Origin of the sequence: Kitasatospora sp. NPDC004799 (genome assembly GCF_040609095.1) — a bacterium.
Taxonomy (GTDB): Bacteria; Actinomycetota; Actinomycetes; order Streptomycetales; family Streptomycetaceae; genus Kitasatospora.
The window spans coordinates 1-21530 of record NZ_JBEXJK010000105.1; the positions used below are offsets into that span (position 1 = coordinate 1).

Here is a 21530-nt window from a genome sequence, read left to right on the forward strand (position 1 = left end):
CAACCCCGCCATCCCCCAACCGTCCCGTCAACCACCTGGAGTGGTATGTCGGCCCGTCCGACTTCCCACTCCGAGACGTGTGTCAGTCGTGGATCCCGAAATACAGGATGGTGGCCCATTCACTGCTGACCAGCAGCAGGTGGCGTCCCCACATCTCGCCCAGGTGCGGGCCGTCGACGTCGCCGGAGCTGAGGACGGGGCCCAGGTGTGCTTCGATGAGGTCGGCGACGCCGTCGGCGAGTTCGCCGGTCCGCCGGATCTCGTCGGGGGTGCGCAGGCTGGGGTTCGCCCACTTCCGGGTGGGCTGCATGTACCCTTCGGTGACCTGTCGGCGGAGGATGTCCCGCCAGGCTCCCGGTGACTCGAACGGTTCGACCCGCGTTCCCACCCGGTATCCGGTGGACCCCGCGTCGTACACGGCTTGGGCGAGGCTCCTCATCCAGCCGCGACCGGGTGCCGTCCCCGCCACGGGGACGACGTGGCACAGCTCGACGGACGACACGTGGTTGCAGTCGTCGAGCAGCTCCTCCAGCGGTTCGGCCGCGGCCGCCACCGCGGCCGGCGCGTCGAGGGGGTTCAGCATGGGCGTCCGCTCCTCCGTTCGGTTCCGGCCCAGTGTGTCAGCCGGGCACCCCTGCCCGCCGGATCAACGGGATCAGTGGTCGATCGGGGTCAGCCCGGGGTAGACGTCCTGCCAGCGGTAGCGGCGGCAGTGGAAGTGCCAGTACGCGAAGGCGGTCATGTAGCGGTCGAGGTAAGGGCGTTGCTCGTCGGTGGCGAGGTCCAGGACGCGGCGGTAGGCGGCCAGGCCGCTGTCGAGGCTCCGGCGGTAGGCGTCGAGGTAGGGGATGCCCTCGCTCACCGCGCGGCGGTGGATCCGGCTGGCGGTGAAGTCCCCGCCGTGCACCGCCTCCTTGTAGAAGGACAGGACGTCGTTGACGTCGTTGAGGAAGGCCACGCCGGAGCTCAGCGCCGCCGACCAGAACGCCCGGTGCCGGTGGGCGCTCAGGCAGGGGTCGGTGAACTGAAGGGAGGTGAACCAGAACTGGGAGAAGCCGTTGAACACGCGGACGAAGTCGCTGTCGACCTCGTCGGACGCCTCCGGGGTGAACTCCGCCTCCATCAGGACCCCGGTGACCGCGTTGTAGAAGAAGGTCTTGTACGCGGCGAGGAACGTCGGATCGCAGAACCGCGCGATCTCGTCGAACATGTGCCGGATGTACCGGGCGGTCGGTGAGGACGCGCCGTGCCCGGGCAGCAGGCCGGCCCGCAGGACGGCTCCGGCCTCCGCCGGGTCGTGGGAGCACACGTCGTCGACGTCGGTGGTGAACACCCAGATGCGATCGAGGGCCAGGGCGAGCGCGTCGTCGGCGACGGGCACCATCAGGGCGCGCATCAGCGTGATGTGGTTGGCGGTGGCGCGCGGGACGGTGACGCCGAACGCGGCGAACTCGGCGGTGAGCAGCTCGGCGTCGGCGCGGGCCCGCGCGGTGTCGACGGGCGGATCGAAGCCCTCGGTGGAGGCGATCATCCCGTCGACGAGGCCGGAGGCCAGGACGTCGGCGACCATGCCGCGGTGCCGGGGGTCGGGGACGGCGTCGAGGCCGCGCTGCGGGGTGTGGCGGAGGGTGTCCACGCCGGGCGGTCGGGGGTGCCTGATCGGGCGGCGGTCCGTCGGGTTCACGCGGCTTCCTTCCGTACGTCGTTTCCGGCCGGGGGCGCGGACGGCTGTGCCCGATCCTCACACGGCGGAGGCCCTGACGAGGTGCGGATGCGGACTCGTCCGCCCCACGGGTGAACCGTCAACGCGCGGTCGGATCGCCGGTGGTGAACGCCCAGCGCGGTGAGTGGGAAGTCGGCCCGTCCGACTTCTCACTCCTCCTCCTGCACCTGGCAGCGGAAGCGGGCCGCCTCCGCCTCTCCGCCGCAGGTGATTCGCTTGTTCGGGTGAATTCGCTGTGATTGCGCGACGCCGACACGGGGCCGCCGTGATCGTCGGGTGGACTACCGCCGTCCCGGCCTGACGGGGCGACAGCCGGACCATCGCCGAACGGAGACGTCATGCCCGACACGATCGAGATCGCCATCGTGGGACCCAAGACCGGCCCGCTGGCCGAGTACGGCGACATGCAGCGCATCGGCGCGCTGCAGGCCGTCAAGGACATCAACGCCGGCGGCGGCGTCGACGGGAGGATGCTCGAAGCCAAGGAGTACGACGACGGCGCCGAGCCCACGCAGGCCGTCGCCGTCGCCGGCAAGGTGGTCGACGACGGGGTGAAGTTCGTCGTCGGCCACGTCACCTCCGCCGCGACCCAGCGGGCTGCGAACGTCTACGAGGAGGCGGGCGTCGTGATGATCACGCCGGCCGCCACCAGCTCCGGGATCACCGCGGTCGGCCACGAACTCGTCTTCCGTACGGTCGGCGCTGACGTCGTCCAGTCCCAGGTGGCCGCCGAATACATCGTCGACCACGTGGAGCCGGAGGCCGTCGCGGTCCTCCACGACAAGTCGCTGTACGGCATGGGCCTGGCCGCCGTGGTCGAGCCGACGCTGGAGGAGAAGGGCGTGGCGGTCCCCGTGTCCGAGGGCGTCGACGCCGCGGCCACGGACTTCTCCGCGATCATCGAGAAGCTGAAGGAGAACAGCGTCGACTTCGTCTACTGGGGCGGCTACCACCCCGCACTGGGCCTGATCCTCCGCCAAGCCCGGGCCCAGGGCCTGGGTGCCCGCTTCATGGCCGCCGACGCCTGCGCCACCGAGTCGATCTCCCGGATCGCCCAGGGCGCCTCGGAGGGGCTGCTGGTCACGGTGCCCAAGGCCTTCGACGCGGATCCCGCGAACAAGGCCGTCGTCGACGCGATCAAGGAGGCCGGCGGGGACCCCGGCGGGACCTTCGTCCTCCCCGCCTACTCCGCGGTCCGGCTGATCGCCGAGGGCGTCCGGAAGGCCGGCTCGGAGGACACCCACAGGGTCGCCGAAGCGCTCTACGCCGGCACCTTCAGCACCCCGACCGGCGACCTGGGCTTCGACGAGAGCGGTGATCTCAAGGACGGCACGTTCGTCGTCCACGAGTGGCACTTCGGGGCGCCGAAGACCGAGGCCTCCCCCCAGTAGGGCCCCGGCAGGGCCGTGCCTGTCCACTCCGTACCAGCCACCTCCCGGTGAACCGCTGAGGAGTGGGAAGTCGGCCGGGCCGACTTCCCACTCCTTCCCCTCTTCTGTCCGTCAGCGGTAGCGGACGGCTGGGGCATTTCCCCCGGTCGCCGCCGCCGAGACGCGGGCCCGCAACGCCCGTAGGTCCTCCGGTGTGTTGACCGCGCACCAGAAGCCGTCGGTGCGGTAGCCGGCCAGCTGGCGCCGCCGGACCAGGTGGGGGAGGGTGGTGTGCGCGTGGTCCCCGCGGTCCGGCAGCAGGGGGACGACGCCGGGCCCGAAGACGTACACACCGCCGTTGACGGTGCAGTCGGGCGGAGGTGGCGCGGCCAGTTCGGCGACCCTGCCCAGGGCATCGCAGACGACGGTGCCCCGGGGGAGCCGGGGCGCGACCAGGGCGACCGTGGCCAGGGCGCCGGACCGCTGGTGGTGGGCGCCCAGCGCGCTGAGCGGGAAGTCGGCCCAGATGTCCCCGTAGACGGCGAACCACGGTTCCCGCGGCGCCGGAAGCGCTCGGGCGGCGAGCTTCAGCCCTCCGCCGCGCCCCAGCGGGGGGTCCTCGACGACCACGGTGGTGCGGACCGGCAGGGGCGCCGTGCGGACGTAGTCGGTGATCGCCTGGGCGCGGTAGCCCGCCGAGACGACCACCGCCTCCACGCCCGCGCGGGCGAACCGGTCGATCTGGTGGCGCAGCAGCGGCGTGCCGTTCACCTCGACCATCGCCTTGGGGAGCAGGTCGGTGTACGGGGCGAGGCGCCGGCCGCGTCCGCCCGCGAGGATCACGGCTTGGCGGATCGGCGCGAGCGCGTCCGGCGATGGCAATCCCGACCTCCGGGGCGTGAGGGCGCGGGCCGGAAGCACCGGCCGCGTGGGGTTCGATGCACCGTTGGACATGTACCCGACGTGATCGCCGTGATTCACGGTGGGGAGTGGGCGCTCGGCGCACTCGGCCGTTCTCCGTGCGCCTCCTCCTCCGGGAGAACCCTGACGGAAGATCAGGGAGTGTCGCCGCTCCGCCCCTGATGACCGGGGTCGGCGCGGTCGGAAGACTGGTGCTCCGGGCCGGGAACCGCCGGCCCGGACGACGAGCAGTCTGGAGCCGACCGCACGTGAACGCGCATACGCACCGCACCCGTTGGGCCGTCGTGGCCGCCGCCCTGGCCGCCGCGGTGACGGTCGGGGTGGGCACCCCAGCCCTGGCCGGCACGCCCGCCCTGGCCGCCCCCGCGGCTGCGGCGACGCCCCGCCCGTCCGCGCTGCCGCCGCTCGACCCGGCGGCGCTCCGCGCCGCGCTCGCCCAGCGGCCGGGCGCCGACGTCTCCGCCGGGTTCGTCCGGGTCACCGGTTCCACCGGGCGGTTCGAGGGCACCTCGGCGGAGGGCGGGACGGACGTAGACCCGCGCGGCAGGTTCCGGATCGGGTCGATCTCGAAGGTCTTCACCGCCACCGTCGTCCTCCAACTCGCTGCCGAGGGACGGCTCGACCTCGACAGCAGCGTCCGGCGGTACCTCCCGGACTTCCCCTTCGCGTCGGTCACGGTCGGGCAACTGCTCAACCACACCAGTGGGTTGCCCAGCGGCTCCGACACGTTCTGGGGTGACGGCACCACCGGCTGGTTCGAGGAGCACCGGCTGGACGCGCCGACGCCCGAGGCCGTCGTCGCCTCGATGGCCGGCCTGCCACTGGACTTCGAGCCCGGCACCGCGCAGCGGTACGACGGCATGAACACCTTCGTCGCCGGGCTGGTGGTGGAGCAGGTCACCGGCCACCGCTACGCCGATGAGCTGCGCGATCGGATCATCCGCCCGCTCGGCCTCCACGACACCGACCTCCCGGACGCCGACGACCCGTCGCTGCGGCGCCCCGCGACCCACCCGTACCTGACCGTCCCCGAGGCCGACGGCGGCGGATCGCACCGCGCGGACGTGACCGAGCAGAGCCCGTGGCCCTGGGCCGAGGGCGGCATGATCTCCAGCGCGCCCGACCTGGACCGCTTCATCACGGCCCTGTTCCGGGGCCGCCTCCTCCCGCCGACCCAGCAGGAGAAGCTCTTCACCGTCCCGGACGTGCCCGTCTTCCCGGGCAGCAGCCACTGCCCGGACGGCACGGCGTGCATGAGCATGGGCCTCGAACGCCTCACGTCCCACGGCGTCGTCGCCTGGGGCAAGACCGGCTCCCGCCCCGGCTCCACCAGCGGCGTCTTCGCCACCCCCGACCTCACCCGCAAGGTCGTGTACACCGTCGACCCCACCGCACTGGACGGCACCGCGACCCCGTACGCCATCGGCCTGCTGGCCACCGCCTTCGGCCTGAAGCCCGCCGCCTGAGCCCGCCCACCCCGGGCCGCTGCCCGACCGCTGCGCAGGAAGTCGGCCCGTCCGACTTCCTGCGCAGGCTGTGCGCACGGGCCAAATATGTAGACCGGTCGGTCGATTCCTTGAGCGCCTCGCCGCCGGCCTCCCGCACCAGAAGTCGGCCAGACCGACTTTTCGTGCAGCTCGCTTCGAATATGTAGACCGACCGACATATTCTTTCTCCGGTGCGGGGTAGCCTCCTGCATCAAAAGTCGGCCGGGTCGACTTTTCGTGCAGCTCAAGTCCAAATATGTAGACCGGCCGACATATTCTTGGGGCTGGATCTCGGCGAGCCCGTAGTGCGGCCCGGTATCGGTGGCCCTCCCGCACGAGAAGTCGGCCGGGTCGACTTTTGGCGCGGCATGTCCACGGATATGTAGACCGACCGACATATTCCTGGGCTGGGTCTCGCGGCGAGCCCGTAGTGCGGCCCCGGCGCCGGTGGCCCTCCTGCACGAGAAGTCGGCCAGGTCGACTTTTGGCGCGGCGTGTCCACGGATATGTAGACCGACCGACATATTCTTGGGCCGGATCTCGCGCCAGACGCGCTGTGGCTCGGTGCTGGGATGGCGCCTTGCGCGAGAACTCGGCTGGATCGTTGACCGGGTGAGGCGCCGGGCCGGGGAGGGGCCCGGCGCCACCGTGCTCGCGGACGGCTCGATTCGGCTACGCGTCGCGCATGTGCAGCAGCAGACCGCCGACCAGCAGCGCGGCCGCGGCCCACGCCGCGAGCACGCCCAGGCCGGCCCATGGGCCGATGGGCAGCTCGTGCAGATGGATGGTGGCTTGGACCGCGAGTCCGGCGGTCATGGGCGAGATCTGCTGGAGGTGGTGCTGCCACGCCGGGTCGTGGACCACCTGGGTGACGACCGGGAAGAGGTAGAGCAGCCCGAGCACGACCCCGATGGCGGTCGCCGCCTCCCGCACCGCCGTCGCCACGCCGAGGCCGAGCAGGGCGATCAGGACGAGGTAGAGGACCGAGCCCACGGCCGCGCGCAGGGTCGGGCCGTCGGCCAGGGAGAGCGGGGCATAGTCGTGCGCCTCGGTGAATCCGTTGCCGGGCAGGATGTAGCGGCCGGCGAGGAGGGAGGCCAGGACGGCAGCCGTCCCGGAGCCGAGGACGACCGTGGTGAGGATCGTCGCCTTGGCGGTGAGTACGGCGATCCGGTTCGGCACCGCGGTGAGCGTGGTGCGGATCATCCCGGTGCCGTACTCGCCGCTGACGGCCAGCACCGCGAGGAGGGCGATGACCGCCTGCCCGACGGTGACGCCGGTCAGGGCGAGCTTGACGGCGTCCTGGCCGCACCCCGCGTCCGGGCACTTCACGGCCTTGGCGGTGCCGCAGCCGACGGCCACGGTCAGCGCGACGGCGAGCAGAAGCAACCTGCCCGTTTCCCCTGCGGTGCGCAGCTTCGTCCACTCCGCGCACAAGGCGCGGCCGAAGTCCCCTCGCCACGCGCCGGCCGCCGTGCTCGCGAGTCGTGCACCGCTCAGGAGACTCATACGTCCCTCCCGCGCAGCCGCACCACGGCCAGGCCGAAGGCGAGCGCGGCGTATCCGCACAGCACGGCGAGGCCGGCCCATGGCGCCAGCGGGTAGTAGCCGGTCGACGGTTCGTACACGCTGAGCACCTGCGCGTACCGCGGCAGGGTCTGCTGGATGGCGAAGCCCGCAGCCGGGGTCACCCGCAGCAGCCACTCCGAGGCACCCGGGGGCAGTACGCCGGAGACGGCGAGCAGGAAGGGCAGCACGATCGACGCGATGACCAGGGCGACCGCCGTGCCGCTGCGCCGCAGCAGGGCACCGACGCCGAGAGCGAGCACGGTGGCGGCTGCGCAGACCAGGCCGGTGCCGACCATGACGCGCGCTTCGGTCGCCGACGTGACGGGGAAGACATGGAAGCCCCTGCCGCGCGCGCTGCGTTCCCCGACGGGAACGGTGATCGCGGCGGCCACCAGACCGACGGCGAACGCCACGCCTCCGGCCACCAGCGCCTTGGCACCAAGCACCCGGCCCCGCAGGGGAGTTGCCGCCACGGTCGTACGCAGCAGACCACGCCGGTACTCGCCGGTGATGAACACCGTGCCCACGGCGATCACCACGATCAGCCCGGCGAAGGTGCCGACGAGGAAGTTCTCGACGGAGAAGCCGACGCCCATGACGGGCCCGCCGACGACCGGTGCGATGTCACCGGCCCCGGTCACGGTGAACCCGCCGCCGTCGGTCTGCGTGAAGCCGCCCTCAGTGGTGTTCGTGTAGCTGCCGGAGGTGCCCGCGTCGCCGCCCACCTGTGTGCCGCTCCACGCGCTCTGGGACCAGTCACCGGTGAGGTCGGGACGGCCGAAGGTGCCGGTGGCCACGGCGGGGCTGAAGCCCGTGCCCGCCGCGGTCTCCTGCTTCGCCTCCGGTGACGTGGCGAAGAGCCCGGCCCGCACGGTGCGCGCAAGCCCAGGCAGCTTCGCACGGCCGACCTCGGTCCAGTGGGAGCCGTCGGTAGAGGCGTAACCGGTGAGGCTGTCACCGGAGCGGACCAGCCGCAGCCAGCGCGGGGACTCCTGGGCGGCCTTGCCGGAAGGGCCCGCCATGTCGTGCGTGTAGTCGTACTGCATGCGCACGCCGTGACCGCCGGTGGCCATGACCGCCGCGTACGGGGATCCCTGGGTGAGGCTCTCCTTCACGATGATCCCCGCCTTCGCCCAGGGCTGGGCACCCTGGGCCGTCCTGCCGGTCCCGGTGTCGGCCGCACCGGTCAGGGACCGCAGGGGAACGGTGAGGGCGCCGTCGCCGGTGAGCGTCCGGTGGACGAAGTAGAAGCTGTCATTGACGGCCTCGCCGCCGGGGCCCTTCGGGTACGAGGCGGAGCCGGCGCCGCGACCGCCGGGGGCGGGGGCGGCCGTGCCGAGCAGGCCGACCGCGATCGTCACCAGGAGCGCCCCCGCCATGGCGAGAACCCAGCCGCGTACCGTACGGAACTTCGTCCACTCGGCGTGCAGCGCCCTGAGGAACCCGCCCCGCTCAGTGCGTCTCGTGGCCGGGGGGCGAGGGGTGAGGGTGGCGGTCATCGCTCGGTCTCCCCCGCCGGGATGCCCCGGTACTCCACCGCGTCCCGGGTGAGCTCCATGTACGCCTCTTCGAGCGTCGCCCGGTGCGCGGACACCTGGGAGAACGGCACCCCGTTCCGGGCGAGCAGGGCCACGATCTCCTCGTCGGGCAGGCCCGTGACGCCGAGGGTGTCGGGGCCGGTGGCGAGAACGGTGGCGCCCGCACCGTGCAGGACCTGGGCGGCGCGCGGAGGCGCGGAGGTACGCAGGGTGACCCGGCCGCCGGACGCCTCGGCGAGCAGGTCGGACACGCTGGTGTCCGCGACGACCCGGCCGCGACCGATCACCACGAGATGGTCCGCGGTGTCCTCGAGTTCGCTCATCAGGTGACTGGAGACCAGGACAGCGCGGCCCTGCCGGGCCAGCTCCGCCAGGAAGCCGCGCATCCACACGATGCCGTCGGGGTCGAGGCCGTTGAACGGCTCGTCCAGCATGACCACCGGCGGGTCACCGAGCAGCGCCGCCGCGATCCCCAGGCGCTGGCGCATGCCCAGCGAGAAGCCGCCGGCCTTGCGCCGGGCCGCCGTGCCCAGGCCGGCCTGATCGATGACCTCGTCCACCCGTCGGGTCGGCACGCCCTGTGAATGGGCCAGCCACAGCAGGTGGTTGCGGGCGGTGCGGCTCGGCTGCAGCGCGGAGGCGTCGAGCAGTGCCCCCAGATGCCGAAGCGGGCGGCGCAGGGTGCGGTACGGCACCCCGCCGACCAGGGCCGTTCCCTCAGCTGCGTCAAGTCCCAGGATCACGCGCATGGTGGTGGACTTGCCCGCGCCGTTCGGGCCGACGAAGCCGGTCACCCGCCTGGGCCGCACGGTGAACGTCATCCCGTCCAGAGCCAGCCGTGGCCCGAAGCGTTTACGCAGACCGATGACCTCGATCGTCGCCTTCATGCTCTTGCTCTCATCGCGCATGGACGCCACCCTGCGACGGAGCGCGTTACAGGGGCCGAACGGCCACTGTCATCTCGCTGTTAGGCGCCTCGGCTTAGCCTGGCCCGGTACGTGTCCTGGTGCAGTAGCGAGAGGGGAGCACGCGGATGAAATGGGGTCCGCCCCGACGGCTCGCGGGCCTGGCTGCCCGGCTCGGCCTGCGCCGCGGCACTGCCCGCACCCGCTTCACCGCCCTGTACGTGACGCTGTTCCTGCTGTCGGGAACGGCGCTGCTCGCGATCGCGGCCCTGGTGGCATCCGGCGGATCGCGCTCCAGCGAGACCGCCCCCGACGGCGGCACCGATCAACGAGCCACGGCGGCACAGGCCCAGGGCCGCATCGACGATCTGGAGCAGCAGCTGGCCCAGGCGCACGACACCCAGTCCCGGCAGATCCTGCTCGGCTCCGCCATCGCCCTCGGCGTCATGGCGGTGATCTCGGTCGGCCTCGGCTGGTTCGTCGCCGGCCGGGTGCTGCGCCCGCTGCGCGTGATGACAGCGGCCACCCGCCGGATCACCGCCGACAGCCTGCACGAACGCCTGGCCATCGGCGGGCCCGGCGACGAGGTGAAGGACCTCGCCGACACCATCGACGACCTCCTCGGCCGCCTGGAGGGCTCCTTCGACGCCCAGCGCCTCTTCGTCGCCAACGCCTCCCACGAGCTGCGCACCCCGCTCACCACGATGCGGGCCTCCCTGGACGTGGCCCTCGCCAAGCCGGGCCCAGTGCCCGAGACCACGGCCACGCTGGCCGCCCGGATGCGCGCCGAACTCGACCAGGTGGACCGGCTGCTGGAGGGTTTCCTCGTCCTGGCTCGCACCCAGCACGGCGAGTTCACCGACTCGGCGCGCCTCACCCTCGGCCGACTCGCGCTGACTGCCCTGACCGGACGGGCAGAGGACATCGTGGCCAAGGGCCTGACCGTGCGGGAAAACCGGGTCGACGGCTCCGCGTGGGTGTGGGGCAGCCGGACGCTGCTGCGCCGCGCGGTCGACAACGTGGTCGACAACGCGATCGCGCACAACGACCCCGGGGGCTGGCTCAGTGTCGCGGTAGGGGCCGAAGGAGACGGCGCGGGCGCGGTGTCCCTCGTCGTCGAGTCCAGCGGACCGGTCCTCGACCAGCGGCGGGTGGCGGACCTCGTGCAGCCCTTCCGCCGCCTTGGCGCCGACCGGACCGGCACCGGCCGGGGAAGCGGCCTCGGCCTCTCCATCGTCGCGGCCATCACCCAGGCCCACCATGGCACCCTGGACCTGCGCGCCCGCCCCGACGGCGGCCTGCGCGTCACCGTCACCCTTCCCCGTACGGACGGCGGGACGACGGCGGAATCTCCCAACACCGAGAGGGTCGTGGCGCGTTGAGAGTCCTGGTGGTAGAGGACGCCCGTCCCCTCGCCGAAGTCGTCGCCGAGGGACTGCGCGACCAGGGCATGGCCGTGGACGTGGCCCACGACGGGCTCGACGCCGCGGCCAAACTGGACGTCAACGCGTACGACGTCGTCGTGCTCGACCGCGACCTTCCGGGCATCCACGGCGACACCCTCTGCCGGATGATCACCGAGGGGGACGGCCGCGTGATGGTCCTGATGCTGACCGCCGCCGACTCACCCGGTGACCGCGTCAGCGGCCTGACCCTGGGCGCCGACGACTACCTCGCCAAGCCCTTCCACTTTCCCGAACTCATCCTGCGCATCCGCGCCCTGGCCCGCCGCCGACCCGCCGCCCGGTCCCGTACCCTGAGCGCGGCGGGCATCGAACTCGACCCGATGCGCCGAACCGCCAGCCGCGACGGCCGCCAACTCGACCTCTCCGTCAAGGAATTCGCGGTACTCGAAGCCCTCCTGAACGCGAGCCCCGCCTTCCTCAGCACGGAGAACCTCCTCGAACAGGTCTGGGACGAACACGCCGATCCGTTCACCAACACCGTCACGGTGACCATCAGCCGCCTGCGCCGCAAGATCGGCGCCCCCTCGGTCATCGCCACCACACCCGGCGTGGGGTATCGGATCATCGACCCAGCCGTCCCGCCGGACTGAGCAGCCGCCGAGGGTCGGCGACCCGCGAGCGGAGGTGGATCCGTTCTCAGGACCCGTTCCCACTCAGAAGCGGGCCGGACCCCCTTCTGGGCGGCCGGGCACCCCGCCGCCGACGCCGATCGACCCGGACCTGCCGAGCGTGGACCTCCGCGCTTCGGGAGAGCAGGGCCTGCACGAGAAGTCGGCTGGGTCGACTTCTCGCGCAGCGGCGGCTGTGTTCAGTGGGGGCGCGGGCGTGGGCGACGGTCGCGAAGAAAGGTTTCTTCAGGTGTCAGGTGTCAGGTGTCAGGCGTCAGGTGCCAGGGGGCGCCGGGCGCAGCGCCCAGGGGCGTCACCACTCGGCTACGCGGTAGTCCTTGAGGAACACCCCCGACACCGGGTCCCCGGCCTCGCCGCGGACGATCGGGTCGTAGACGCGGGCCGCGCCGTCCACGATGTCGAGCGGGGTGCGGAACCCCTGGGCGGCGAGGTGGGCCTTCTTCGGGGCCGGGTTCTCGTCGGTGATCCAGCCGGTGTCGACGGCGCACATGTGGACGCCCCGGGTGGCGAGTTCGGCCGCGCTGGTGCGGGTGAGCATGTTGAGCGCGGCCTTCGCCATGTTGGTGTGCGGGTGCCGGGCGGTCTTGTTGCGGACGGCGAACCGGCCCTCCACCGCCGTGACGTTGACGATGTAGCGGGCCGGGTGCGGGGAGGCCAGCAGCAGGGGCAGCAGGCGGTCGCAGAGCAGGGCCGGGGCCAGCATGTTGACCAGCTGGGTCTCCAGCAGCTCTGCCGGGTCGAGCGAACCGAGCGTGGCGGACCAGGAGTTGGCGGGGGCGAGGTCGGGCAGCAGCCCGGCCTCGTCGGCGAAGTCCAGCAACGATCCGGCGCCGGACGGCAGTTGGGCGAGCCCGGTGACCGGCCGGAACCCGGGGGCGTGGCCGATCGCCCGGCGGTCGGCGGCGGGCAGGGCGTCCTGCTCGCCCGCGGCCAGCAGAGCGTACGACTCCGGCGGGCGGCGCAGGGTCTGCGCGGCGTTGTTGACGAGGATGTCGAGCGGACGCTCCTCGGCGTGCAACCGGTCGGTCAGGCCGATGACCTGGCGCGGGTCGCGGAGGTCGATGCCGACGACGGTGAGCCGGTCCCACCAGCGCCCGCTGCCCTCGGCGGCGCGGAAGCGGCGGACGGTGTCCTGCGGGAAGCGGCTGGTGACGATCAGCTCGGCGCCGTCCCGCAGCATCATCAGGGCGAGCTGGAAGCCGATCTTCACCCGGCCGCCGGTGAGCAGCGCCCGGCGCCCGCGCAGGTCGGTGCCGAGGGCGCGGCGGGAGGTGTTGTCGGCCGCGCAGTCCGGGCAGAGCATGTGGTAGAAGCCGTCGACCTGGCGGTAGGCCTGCTTGCAGACGTAGCACTTGCGCGGTATCCGCAGCTCGCCGACCGGTCCGCGGGGCCCGTCGGCGGCCAGCGGCGCGTCCTCACGGCGGGTCCGGCGGCCGGTCGCGGTGGTGGCGAGCAGCTCGGCGTCGGCCTGCCGCTCGGCCTGCCGGGCCTCCTGGCGGCGGCGCTTGCGGCTTTCCATGACGAAGGAGCTGAGCTGCCGCTCGGCGTGCAGCCGGGTGCGGTCGTGGGCGGGCAGCGCGCGCAGCCGGCCGAGGGTGCGGCTGAACGCGGCGAGTTCCTCGGCGGTGAGGCTCTCGGAGGCGCTGAGGCTATCGGAGGTGGTGAGGCTCTCGGAGGAGGCGAGGCCACTGGCGGCGCACGCGGCGCCGCTCGCCGGATGGATGGTGATCAGCTGGTCGTGGTCGTCCCGGACCGTCATGTCCGCCCCCTCGTGCCGTACAGGTGGGACGGACTGTAATCGACGGTCCGGGACGATGAGATGCCAATTTCCGCCGGTGGGCGCCCGGGTCAGCCCGCGTACCCGCCGAGGATCTTCGCGAACTCGTACGGCTGCTGCGGGATGTTGGTGCACTTGGACAGCGAGCCGCCGGTGCAGGCGTTGGCGTCCCGGGTGGCGTCCCAGAAGGAGAGCATCCCGAGGTGGTTCTGCCGGGCGAAGGCGAGCAGCTGCCGGGCGTCGGCCTGGTCGTAGACCTGGTGGTCGTCGTTCTCGCCGATCATCGGGGTGACGCCGACCATGGCCCACAGCTGGGCGTCGGTCTTCGCCGGGTGGAGCGCCTTGAGCTGGCCGAACAGCGACTGCGCGGCCTGTACGGCGGCGTTGCCGTAGTCCGTCCCGCTCCGGTAGTAGTCCATCGCCATGATGTTGACCACGTCCACGGCCACCCCGGCGTCCCGGGCGGACTTGACGATCGCGACGCCCTCCGAGGTCAGGCCCTCGGGCAGCACGGGCAGGGTGAAGGAGACCTTGAGGCCGGGGTGGGCCTGCTGGAGCCTGGCGAGCGCGGCGGAGCGGCGCTCGTTGGCGGCGGTGTCGGCGATGGCCGCGCCCTCGATGTCGAAGTCGACGTAGCGCAGGCCGTAGGCCTTCACCACGGCGTCGTACTCGGCGAACAGCGCGTCCACCGTGGTGCAGGCGGCGGCGAGTTCGGTGCCGGCGGCGCCGCCGAAGGAGACCTTGACGTCGCCGCCGGCCGCGCGCAGCGCGTCCACCTGGTCCTTGGCCCAGCCGGCGCGCGGGTCGTAGGCGTTGAACCAGCTGGCCTTGCAGCCGACGCCGGTGACGAAGCCCATCGTGTAGCCCTTGAGGCCGCCGGCCCTGGCCAGGTCGGGCATCGAGGGGGTGGGCCAGGCACCCATGTCGATGTACGGGGCGACCGGGAGCGCGGCGTTCGGCGCGGGGGTGCCGGTCGGGGTACCCGTGGGCGTGCCGGTCGGGCTCGGCGGGGTCGAACTCGGCGCCGGCGTCGTCGGATCGCCGCCACCGGGGCCGGTCAGGGCGATGTCGTCCGCGAGGTAGCCGCCCTGCCCGTACCAGCCGTGCAGGTACACCGTGACGCTGGTGGTGGTCGGCCCGGTGGTGAAGCCGGTGGACAGCTGCCGCCAGTCGGTGCCGCCGGCGGTCCAGGCGGCCGGGTCGGTGACGCCGCTGCCGGTGGCGCCGAGGTAGACGTACTGGCCCTGCACCCAGGCGCTGAGGGTGTACGCGGTGTTCGGCCGGACGCTGACGGTCTGGCCGCACTGCGCGGTGTCGCTCGCGCCCACCGCCCCCTTGAGCGCGTACGTCCCGCTGTGCGCACCGGAGTCGACCACGCTGCCGGTGCCGGCGGAACAGCTCCACGGGCCGACCGCGCCGCTCTCCAGTCCGCCGTTGGCGAGCAGGTTGCCGTCGGCGGCACCGGCGTTCCCGGCGAGGGCGGCCAGTCCGCCGGCGGCGAGCGCGGTGGCGGCGGCGAGGCTCAGCAGGGTGGTCCGGCGGGCGGGGCGGCGGTGCGTGGGGGCGTGCTGGGGCGCGCTGGGCATGGGGGTGCCTCTCGGGGACGTGGTGGCCGCCCGCGCCGCGAGGGGGGAGACACGGGGCGGGCGGCGGCCTTGGGGGTGGTCCGGTGGGGGAGCGCGGTGCTGAGCATCAAACTGGACTAGACCAGCTGTGCACGTCAAGCACTTCCCGGGCCCGGACGCCTCGCCGGAGGCAGGTTTGAGGCGCCGTTAAGGCGGCGGTGGCCCGCCGCCGCGCGGCCACCCGGCCGGTCAGCCGCAACAGCCCTTGCACTCCTTGACCTGCACGTCGTCGATCACCGGCCCGTACGCCCCGGCCACGGTGCTGGTGAAGCCCAGCGTGGTGCTGGCGTTCTGTGCGACGAAGGTGAACTGCCGCCCCACGTAGCCCATCGCGGCACGCGTCCGGCCGGTGACGTCGAAGGAGAAGGACTGGAAGTCCTGGCCGTCGATCCGGGCCACGCCGGTCCGCACCGGGGTGGGGCCCGCCGGGTTGCCGGCCAGCGCGTACGTCACCGAGTAGGTCGTGCCGGGCACGGTGGTGAAGGTCTGGGCGATGCTGCCGGCGGCGTTGCCGTTGAGGTCCACCGACTGGTCGCCCTCGGCGGTCTGCCAGAAGCCCGCCCCGGTCAGGTCGACGCTGCCCGCCGTGACCCGCCACGGGCCGAGGGCCTGCCCGGCGGACAGAGTCGCGAAGGCGTTCGCCGGCGCCTTGGGATTCTCGAAGCCGCCGTCGTCGAAGCGGCCGGCCGCGCGGTGCCCGCCGGCGGCCTGGGCCGGGACGGCGAGGGCGGTGGCGGCGGCCGCGAGCAGGGCGACGACGGCGGTGCGGGTGCGCGGGATCGACATGGGTTTCCCTCCGTGACGGCCGGCCACGGTGGTCGGCGGTGCACAGAGCGTCGACCGCGGCGGTGATCCCCGCCAAGGCCGGACCGACGGTGCCCGGTGGTGCGGGGGGCGGTGAACGGGCCCCCGCGCGCCGGTTTGACGGGCGGTCACCTGTGGTGGCCCGGTGAAACATCCGGGGGCGAACAACGGAGGTTGACGCCCGGTGCCCGGGGACTGGGTGGTGAAAGCGGAACCGCGCGCCCCGCTCGCGCCCCATGGCGGGCCGATGGTCATACCGGAGGTCCGTACCGAAGGGGCTCGACACCGAAAGGGCTTGACCTTGAGTGCACTCCAAGGTGAAAGCTGAACGCGTTGATCACGCACCACCGCGCGAACCACCGCTCGAACCACTGCGCGCACCACCGCGCGAACCACTGCACGCACCACCACACGAATCACGATGGGAGCACCGTCATGCGCAACGCCCCGTTCGGTACCGGCGGACCGGAGATCGGCGTCATCGGTCTCGGCTGCATGGGCATGACCTGGGCCTACGACGTGCGGAACCGGGACGACGAGAACTCGGTCCGGGTGATCCGGCAGGCGCTGGACCTCGGCGTCGGCCTGATCGACACCGCCGACATGTACGGCCCGTACACCAACGAGGAGGTGGTCGGCGCCGCGCTGGCCGGCCCGTACCGGGAGCGCGCCTTCCTGGCCACCAAGGTGGGCATCGTGCCGGGTGGCGCGGGCCAGCAGGAGCGCAACGGCCGGCCCGAGCACGTGCGCCGCTCGATCGACGAGAGCCTGCGCCGGCTGGGCACCGACCACGTCGACCTCTACCAGCTGCACCGGGTCGACCCGGACGTCCCGATCGAGGAGACCTGGGGCGCGTTCGCCGAGGCCGTCGCGGCGGGCAAGGCGCGGAGCATCGGCCTCTCCGAGGCGACGGTCGAGGAGATCAAGCGGGCGCAGGCGGTGCACCCGGTGGCCTCGGTGCAGTCCGAACTGTCGCTCTGGACCCGGGACGTGCTGGCCGAGGTGCTGCCGTACACCGAGGAGCAGGGCATCGCCTTCCTGCCGTTCTCGCCGCTCGGCCGGGGCTTCCTGACCGGCGGCATCACCTCCTTCGACGAGCTGCCCGCCGACGACTTCCGCCGCCGGCTGCCGCGCTTCCAGCAGGACGCGCTGAAGGCCAACCTGGAGCTGGTCGGGACGGTCCGGGCGGTCGCCGAGCGGATCGGCGCCACTCCCGCGCAGGTCGCGCTGGCCTGGGTGCTGGCGCAGGGCCGGTACGTCTTCCCGATCCCGGGCACCCGGACGCCGCGCTACCTGGTGGACAACGTGGGCGCGGCCGGGATCGAGCTCTCGGCGGCGGACCTGGCCGAGCTGGACGCGCTCCCGGCGGCGACCGGCGGGCGCTACTGACGGCCTGCGGCGAACGGCCTGCGGCGGACGGCCTGCGGCGGACGGCCTGCGGCGAACAGCCTGCGGCGGACGGCCTGCGGCGGACGGCCTGCGGCGGACGGCCTGCGGCGAACAGCCTGCGGCGGACGGCCTGAGGTGAGGCCCGCGGTCAGCGCTCCATCACCCACACCAGCTGCCGTCCGGTCTCGCCCGGAGCCCGGACGGCGGCCTCGGCGATCCGGTCCAGCCGGTAGCCGAGCTTGCGCGGGACGGCCGCGCTGGCGCCGTTGGCCTGGTCGCAGTGGATCTCCACCCGGGTGATCCCGGGCAGCGCCAGCGCGGCCTCGGTGAGCGCCCCGGCCGCGGCGGTGGCGATGCCGCGGCCGACGTGCCCGGTGGCGACCCAGTAGCCGATCTCCAGCGCGCCCGGGCCGATCCGCCCGTGCAGGCCGAAGGCGCCGATCACGCCGCCGGGCTCGGCGTCCAGGCCGGCCAGGTACATGAAGTCGGTGCCGGCCTCCCAGGCGGCCGCGCCGGCCCGGGTCAGCTCGGCGGTCCGGGCCCGGGAGGGGGCCTCGGCCGCCCACTCCATCCAGGGCCGCAGGTGGTCCAGGTTGGCGCGGACGGCCCGGTTCAGCGCCGCCGCGTGGGTGCTGCGGCGGCGCCGCAGCCAGAGGCCGCCGGGCAGCCGCAGCCGCTCCGGCGGCCGCCCGGCGGTCACCTCCACGGCCGGTGGGGCGAGGCCACAGGACCGTGGCTGTGCTCGGCTCATGACGGCGATTATGTCCTTGGCCGGGACCTGTCACCATTCGGTGCCCCGGGCGGCGGGCGCGCCCGGCCGGTGCGCGCCCGGTCGTGCCCGGTCGCGCCCGGTGCGTGCCCCGGCGCGTCAGAGCCGGACCATCACCTCGTCGAGCTCCTTGCGCCGCAGGTCCGGTACGCGCGCCCCCTCGGCCGGGTAGCCGACCGGGATCACGTACGCCGCGCGCTCCTCCGCCGGGCGGTCGCACACCTCGTTGAGGAACTTCATCGGGCTCGGGGTGTGGGTCAGCGTGGCCAGCCCGGCCTGGTGCAGCGTGGCCAGCAGTAGCCCGACCGCGATCCCCACCGACTCCTTGGTGTAGTACGGGCGCGGCGAGTCGGGGCCCTTGTGCACCTCGAACACCACGATCACGGCCGGCGCGTCCTCCAGGAACGGCTTGCGCCAGTCGGTGCCGATCGGGGCGAGCGCGGCCAGCCACTCCGCCGACGCCCGGTGGCCGTAGAACTCGCGTTCCTCGGCCTCGGCGGCCTCGCGCAGCCGCCGCTTGCGCTCCGGGTCGGTGATCACCACGAACCGCCAGGGCTGGACGTGGGCACCGCTGGGCGCGGTGCCTGCGGTCCGGATCGCCCACTCGACCACCCCCTCCGGGATCGGGCGAGTGGAGTAGTCGCGGACGGTGCGGCGCCGGGCCATCACCTCGTGGAAGGACCTGCTGCGGTCTTCGGCCTCGTGGGCGGGCACCGTCATGGGCGTGAGCGGGACGGTCGGGTGGGACGTCCCCGCCACGGCGCTGTCTGTGCTGTCAACCATGGCGGACAGCACAGCACATGACGGTCCGTCCGGGAAGAGGTAGAGACCATTCGCCGGTCGGTGGCGGCAGCGGTGGCGGGGGCGGAGGCGGCGGGTCGGTGGTGGGCCGGGGTGGACGGTCAGGGGCGGCTCAGTGCTCGTGCACCCGCCCGTCCAGGACCTCGATCCGCCGGTTCACCGTCACCGCGTCCAGCATCCGCCGGTCGTGGGTGACCAGCAGCAGGGTGCCGGTGTACGAGGCGAGCGCGGACTCCAGCTGCTCGATCGCGGGCAGGTCCAGGTGGTTGGTGGGCTCGTCCAGCACCAGCAGGTTGACCCCGCGGGCCTGCAGCAGCGCCAGCGCGGCCCGGGTGCGCTCGCCGGGGGAGAGGGTGTCGGCCGGGCGCAGCACGTGCACCGCTTTGAGGCCGAACTTGGCCAGCAGGGTGCGCACCTCCTCCGGCGAGAGCTCCGGTACGGCGGCGGCGAAGGCCTCCGCCAGCGGCTCCCCGCCGAGGAACAGCCCGCGCGCCTGGTCCACCTCGCCGACCACCACGCCGGAGCCCAGCGAGGCGCTGCCGCCGTCGAGCTCCAGCCGGCCGAGCAGGGCGGCCAGCAGCGTGGACTTGCCCGCGCCGTTGGCGCCGGTGATGGCGACCCGGTCGGCCCAGTCGATCTGGAGGTCCACCGGGCCGAAGGCGAAGTCGCCGCGCCGGGCGCTCGCCCCGCGCAGGGTGGCGACCACCGAGCCGGAGCGCGGCGCGGTGGCGATCTCCATCCGCAGCTCCCACTCCTTGCGCGGCTCCTCGACCACCTCCAGCCGCTCGATCATCCGCTGGGTCTGCCGGGCCTTGGAGGCCTGCTTCTCGGTGGACTCGGTGCGCTTCGCCTTGGCGTTTTTGTCGTTGTCGCCGCCCTTGCGGCGGGCGTTGCGGACGCCGTGCTCCATCCAGTTGCGCTGCATCTGGGCCCGGGCCTCCAGCCCGGCCTTGGTGTCGGCGTACTCCTCGTACTCCTCGCGGGCGTGCCGGCGGGCCACCGCCCGCTCCTCCAGGTACGCCTCGTAGCCGCCGCCGTACAGGTTGACCTGCTGCTGGTGCAGGTCCAGCTCCAGCACCTTGGTCACGGTGCGGGCCAGGAACTCGCGGTCGTGGCTGATCAGCACGGTGCCCGCGCGCAGGCCCTTGACGAAGGACTCCAGCCGCTCGAGGCCGTCCAGGTCGAGGTCGTTGGTGGGCTCGTCGAGCAGGAAGACGTCGTAGCGGGAGAGCAGCAGCGAGGCGAGGCCGGCCCGGGCGGCCTGGCCGCCGGACAGGGCGGTCATCGGCAGGTCCAGCGAGACCTTCAGCCCGAGCGAGTCGGCGACCTCCTCGGCGCGCTCCTCCAGGTCGGCGCCGCCGAGGTCCAGCCAGCGGTCCAGGCTCGCCGCGTACGCGTCGTCGGCGCCCGCCCGGCCCTCGACCAGGCCCTCGGTGGCCTCGTCCAGCGCGGCCTGCGCGGCCGCGACACCGGTGCGGCGGGCCAGGAAGTCGCGCACCGACTCGCCCTCGCGCCGCTCCGGCTCCTGCGGCAGGTGGCCGACGTTGGCGCTCGCCGGGCTCAGCCGCAGCGAGCCGCCCTCGGGGGTGTCCAGGCCGGCCAGCAGCCGCAGCAGGGTCGACTTGCCGGCGCCGTTCACACCGACCAGGCCGATCACGTCGCCGGGGGCGACGACCAGGTCCAGGCCGGAGAAGAGGGTGCGTTCGCCGTGGCCGGCGCTGAGGTCCTTGACTACGAGTGTGGCGCTCATGATGGGGCCGATTGTAGGAGGAGCGGCCCGGGCGGCGGAAAAAGGCGGTGGGGCGGGCGGTGGAGCGGGGCCGGAAAGCCGGGGGCCGCGGCTGGTTCAGCCGCGGCCCCCGGACTACCCGATCATCTGATCAAGTGGATCAACGGACTACCGGATCACCGGTGGATCACTTGGCCTTCTTCGAGAAGTACTCGAACATGTGCTGGGCCACGTCCTCCAGGTACGGACCGGCCTCGTAGGTGTTCGCGCCGTTGCCGATGGAGGTGTCGCTGACCAGGGCCGGCTTGCCGTCCTTGGTCGTGAACCAGCCGCCGCCGCTGCTGCCGCCGGTCATGTTGCAGCCGATCACCAGCATCGCCGGGCGGCTCGGGTCGCCGGTCTTCTTGGCCGGCTTGCCGCCGTCGCAGTGCTCCAGCTCCACGCCGTCGAAGGGCTTGCCCTCCGGGAAGCCGTAGTTGCTGACGGCGCCGACCTGGTCACGCGGGGCGTTGAACCAGAGCGGGACGGAGCCGCCGACGGTCTCCTCCAGCGACTTGCCGCCAGGGTTGGGGTTGGCGACCTTGATGATCCCGAAGTCGTACTGGCTCCACGGGCCGCCCTTCTCCGGGTCGGCCTCGGCGGTCCACTGCGGCGAGACCATGCCGGAGGTGGCGGTCCACTCGCCGTACGGCTCGGCGTCCTCCAGCTTGGCCTGCTTGTTGCCGTTGCTCAGCACGCCGTTGCTGTTGAAGGCCGGGGCGAAGGTGATGTCGGTGTAGTACTTGTTGCCCTTGCCGCCGTGCAGGCAGTGGCTGGCGGTCCACACCAGGTTGCTCTTGCCCGGGTTGGCCGGGTCGGAGACGACGGTGCCGGAGCACACGTAGTCCTCGTTGCCGTCCTTGAAGAAGATCTTGCCGTTGACGTGCATGTTCTTCGGGAACGGGTGCGCCACGGGCTTGGCCGGGACCATGGCGGGCGGCTGGTCCGCGCCGCCGCCCGGCTGGGCCGCGGTGGGCTGGGCGGTCGGC

Annotated in this window: 18 protein-coding genes; 5 read left to right on the forward strand and 13 right to left on the reverse strand. The window is 73.0% G+C overall.

Going from position 1 to position 21530, the window contains the following annotated elements:
* Positions 1-82: 82 nt before the first annotated feature.
* Complete coding sequence (locus ABZW03_RS16030; RefSeq protein WP_355257579.1) at positions 83-583, reverse strand: hypothetical protein; 501 nt, start codon at positions 581-583, stop codon at positions 83-85.
* Positions 584-655: 72 nt separating this feature from the next.
* Complete coding sequence (locus ABZW03_RS16035) at positions 656-1684, reverse strand: hypothetical protein (protein ID WP_355257582.1); 1029 nt, start codon at positions 1682-1684, stop codon at positions 656-658.
* A 377-nt stretch (positions 1685-2061) separates the two neighbouring features.
* On the opposite strand from ABZW03_RS16035, the gene ABZW03_RS16040 reads away from it, so the two are divergent.
* Positions 2062-3114 carry an ABC transporter substrate-binding protein gene (locus tag ABZW03_RS16040; RefSeq protein ID WP_355257585.1) on the forward strand — a complete coding sequence of 351 codons (1053 nt, stop codon included), beginning with the start codon at positions 2062-2064 and terminating at the stop codon, positions 3112-3114.
* A gap of 111 nt (positions 3115-3225) precedes the next feature.
* Here the strand turns inward: ABZW03_RS16040 and ABZW03_RS16045 are convergent, their stop codons facing one another.
* Positions 3226-3975, reverse strand: coding sequence for an NDP-sugar synthase (locus tag ABZW03_RS16045; RefSeq protein WP_355257588.1), 750 nt, complete (start codon positions 3973-3975; stop codon positions 3226-3228).
* Positions 3976-4262: 287 nt separating this feature from the next.
* Here ABZW03_RS16045 and ABZW03_RS16050 point away from each other — a divergent pair, with 287 nt between their 5' ends.
* On the forward strand, positions 4263-5480 hold the full coding sequence (locus tag ABZW03_RS16050; RefSeq protein ID WP_355257591.1) for a serine hydrolase domain-containing protein: 1218 nt from the start codon (positions 4263-4265) through the stop codon (positions 5478-5480).
* A 693-nt stretch (positions 5481-6173) separates the two neighbouring features.
* On the opposite strand, the gene ABZW03_RS16055 is transcribed toward ABZW03_RS16050, so the two are convergent.
* Genes ABZW03_RS16055 through ABZW03_RS16065 form a run of 3 tightly spaced genes read right to left on the reverse strand, consistent with a single transcriptional unit; the run spans position 6174 to position 9516 of the window.
* Positions 6174-7010 carry an ABC transporter permease gene (locus ABZW03_RS16055; protein WP_355257594.1) on the reverse strand — a complete coding sequence of 279 codons (837 nt, stop codon included), beginning with the start codon at positions 7008-7010 and terminating at the stop codon, positions 6174-6176.
* Entirely contained in the window at positions 7007-8569 is a 1563-nt protein-coding gene (locus ABZW03_RS16060) for a hypothetical protein (protein ID WP_355257597.1), read from the reverse strand. Before ABZW03_RS16060 ends, ABZW03_RS16055 begins: the two co-directional genes overlap by 4 nt.
* The gene (locus ABZW03_RS16065; RefSeq protein WP_355257600.1) at positions 8566-9516 is read right to left on the reverse strand and encodes an ATP-binding cassette domain-containing protein; all 951 of its coding nucleotides are present in this window, start codon (positions 9514-9516) and stop codon (positions 8566-8568) included. The genes ABZW03_RS16060 and ABZW03_RS16065 overlap by 4 nt, the downstream gene beginning before the upstream one ends.
* A gap of 125 nt (positions 9517-9641) precedes the next feature.
* Here ABZW03_RS16065 and ABZW03_RS16070 point away from each other — a divergent pair, with 125 nt between their 5' ends.
* Together ABZW03_RS16070 and ABZW03_RS16075 are read left to right on the forward strand one after the other, a co-directional pair.
* The gene (locus ABZW03_RS16070) at positions 9642-10895 is read left to right on the forward strand and encodes an ATP-binding protein (protein WP_355257603.1); all 1254 of its coding nucleotides are present in this window, start codon (positions 9642-9644) and stop codon (positions 10893-10895) included.
* Positions 10892-11569 (forward strand): response regulator transcription factor, encoded by a 678-nt coding sequence (locus ABZW03_RS16075; protein ID WP_355257606.1) that lies wholly within the window; start codon positions 10892-10894, stop codon positions 11567-11569. The genes ABZW03_RS16070 and ABZW03_RS16075 overlap by 4 nt, the downstream gene beginning before the upstream one ends.
* A 331-nt stretch (positions 11570-11900) precedes the next feature.
* On the opposite strand, the gene ABZW03_RS16080 is transcribed toward ABZW03_RS16075, so the two are convergent.
* The 3 genes from ABZW03_RS16080 to ABZW03_RS16090 form a co-directional block, all read right to left on the reverse strand.
* A complete protein-coding gene (locus ABZW03_RS16080) occupies positions 11901-13367 on the reverse strand; it encodes an SDR family NAD(P)-dependent oxidoreductase (RefSeq protein ID WP_355257609.1) in 1467 nt (488 codons plus the stop codon).
* A gap of 89 nt (positions 13368-13456) precedes the next feature.
* Complete coding sequence (locus tag ABZW03_RS16085) at positions 13457-14971, reverse strand: carbohydrate binding domain-containing protein (protein WP_355257612.1); 1515 nt, start codon at positions 14969-14971, stop codon at positions 13457-13459.
* Between the two features lie 228 nt (positions 14972-15199).
* Positions 15200-15796 carry a choice-of-anchor C family protein gene (locus ABZW03_RS16090; RefSeq protein ID WP_355257615.1) on the reverse strand — a complete coding sequence of 199 codons (597 nt, stop codon included), beginning with the start codon at positions 15794-15796 and terminating at the stop codon, positions 15200-15202.
* 453 nt (positions 15797-16249) lie between these two features.
* On the opposite strand from ABZW03_RS16090, the gene ABZW03_RS16095 reads away from it, so the two are divergent.
* A complete protein-coding gene (locus tag ABZW03_RS16095; protein WP_355257617.1) occupies positions 16250-17203 on the forward strand; it encodes an aldo/keto reductase in 954 nt (317 codons plus the stop codon).
* Positions 17204-17351: 148 nt separating this feature from the next.
* Here the strand turns inward: ABZW03_RS16095 and ABZW03_RS16100 are convergent, their stop codons facing one another.
* The 4 genes from ABZW03_RS16100 to ABZW03_RS16115 form a co-directional block, all read right to left on the reverse strand.
* Entirely contained in the window at positions 17352-17954 is a 603-nt protein-coding gene (locus ABZW03_RS16100; RefSeq protein WP_355257620.1) for a GNAT family protein, read from the reverse strand.
* Between the two features lie 117 nt (positions 17955-18071).
* Complete coding sequence (locus ABZW03_RS16105) at positions 18072-18755, reverse strand: nitroreductase family protein (protein WP_355257623.1); 684 nt, start codon at positions 18753-18755, stop codon at positions 18072-18074.
* 130 nt (positions 18756-18885) lie between these two features.
* Positions 18886-20523 carry an ABC-F family ATP-binding cassette domain-containing protein gene (locus ABZW03_RS16110; protein WP_355257626.1) on the reverse strand — a complete coding sequence of 546 codons (1638 nt, stop codon included), beginning with the start codon at positions 20521-20523 and terminating at the stop codon, positions 18886-18888.
* Positions 20524-20689: 166 nt separating this feature from the next.
* Positions 20690-21530: hypothetical protein (locus tag ABZW03_RS16115; protein WP_355257628.1), on the reverse strand; the 841-nt coding region annotated here is incomplete at its 5' end.

Coding starts and splice junctions, on each gene's coding strand:
- ABZW03_RS16030 (WP_355257579.1), bottom strand. CDS start 583: ATGCTGAACCCCCTCGACGCGCCGGCCGCGGTGGCGGCCGCGGCCGAA.
- ABZW03_RS16040 (WP_355257585.1), top strand. CDS start 2,062: ATGCCCGACACGATCGAGATCGCCATCGTGGGACCCAAGACCGGCCCG.
- ABZW03_RS16055 (WP_355257594.1), bottom strand. CDS start 7,010: ATGAGTCTCCTGAGCGGTGCACGACTCGCGAGCACGGCGGCCGGCGCG.
- ABZW03_RS16060 (WP_355257597.1), bottom strand. CDS start 8,569: ATGACCGCCACCCTCACCCCTCGCCCCCCGGCCACGAGACGCACTGAG.
- ABZW03_RS16065 (WP_355257600.1), bottom strand. CDS start 9,516: ATGCGCGATGAGAGCAAGAGCATGAAGGCGACGATCGAGGTCATCGGT.
- ABZW03_RS16070 (WP_355257603.1), top strand. CDS start 9,642: ATGAAATGGGGTCCGCCCCGACGGCTCGCGGGCCTGGCTGCCCGGCTC.
- ABZW03_RS16080 (WP_355257609.1), bottom strand. CDS start 13,367: ATGACGGTCCGGGACGACCACGACCAGCTGATCACCATCCATCCGGCG.
- ABZW03_RS16085 (WP_355257612.1), bottom strand. CDS start 14,971: ATGCCCAGCGCGCCCCAGCACGCCCCCACGCACCGCCGCCCCGCCCGC.
- ABZW03_RS16090 (WP_355257615.1), bottom strand. CDS start 15,796: ATGTCGATCCCGCGCACCCGCACCGCCGTCGTCGCCCTGCTCGCGGCC.
- ABZW03_RS16095 (WP_355257617.1), top strand. CDS start 16,250: ATGCGCAACGCCCCGTTCGGTACCGGCGGACCGGAGATCGGCGTCATC.
- ABZW03_RS16100 (WP_355257620.1), bottom strand. CDS start 17,954: ATGAGCCGAGCACAGCCACGGTCCTGTGGCCTCGCCCCACCGGCCGTG.
- ABZW03_RS16105 (WP_355257623.1), bottom strand. CDS start 18,755: ATGGTTGACAGCACAGACAGCGCCGTGGCGGGGACGTCCCACCCGACC.
- ABZW03_RS16110 (WP_355257626.1), bottom strand. CDS start 20,523: ATGAGCGCCACACTCGTAGTCAAGGACCTCAGCGCCGGCCACGGCGAA.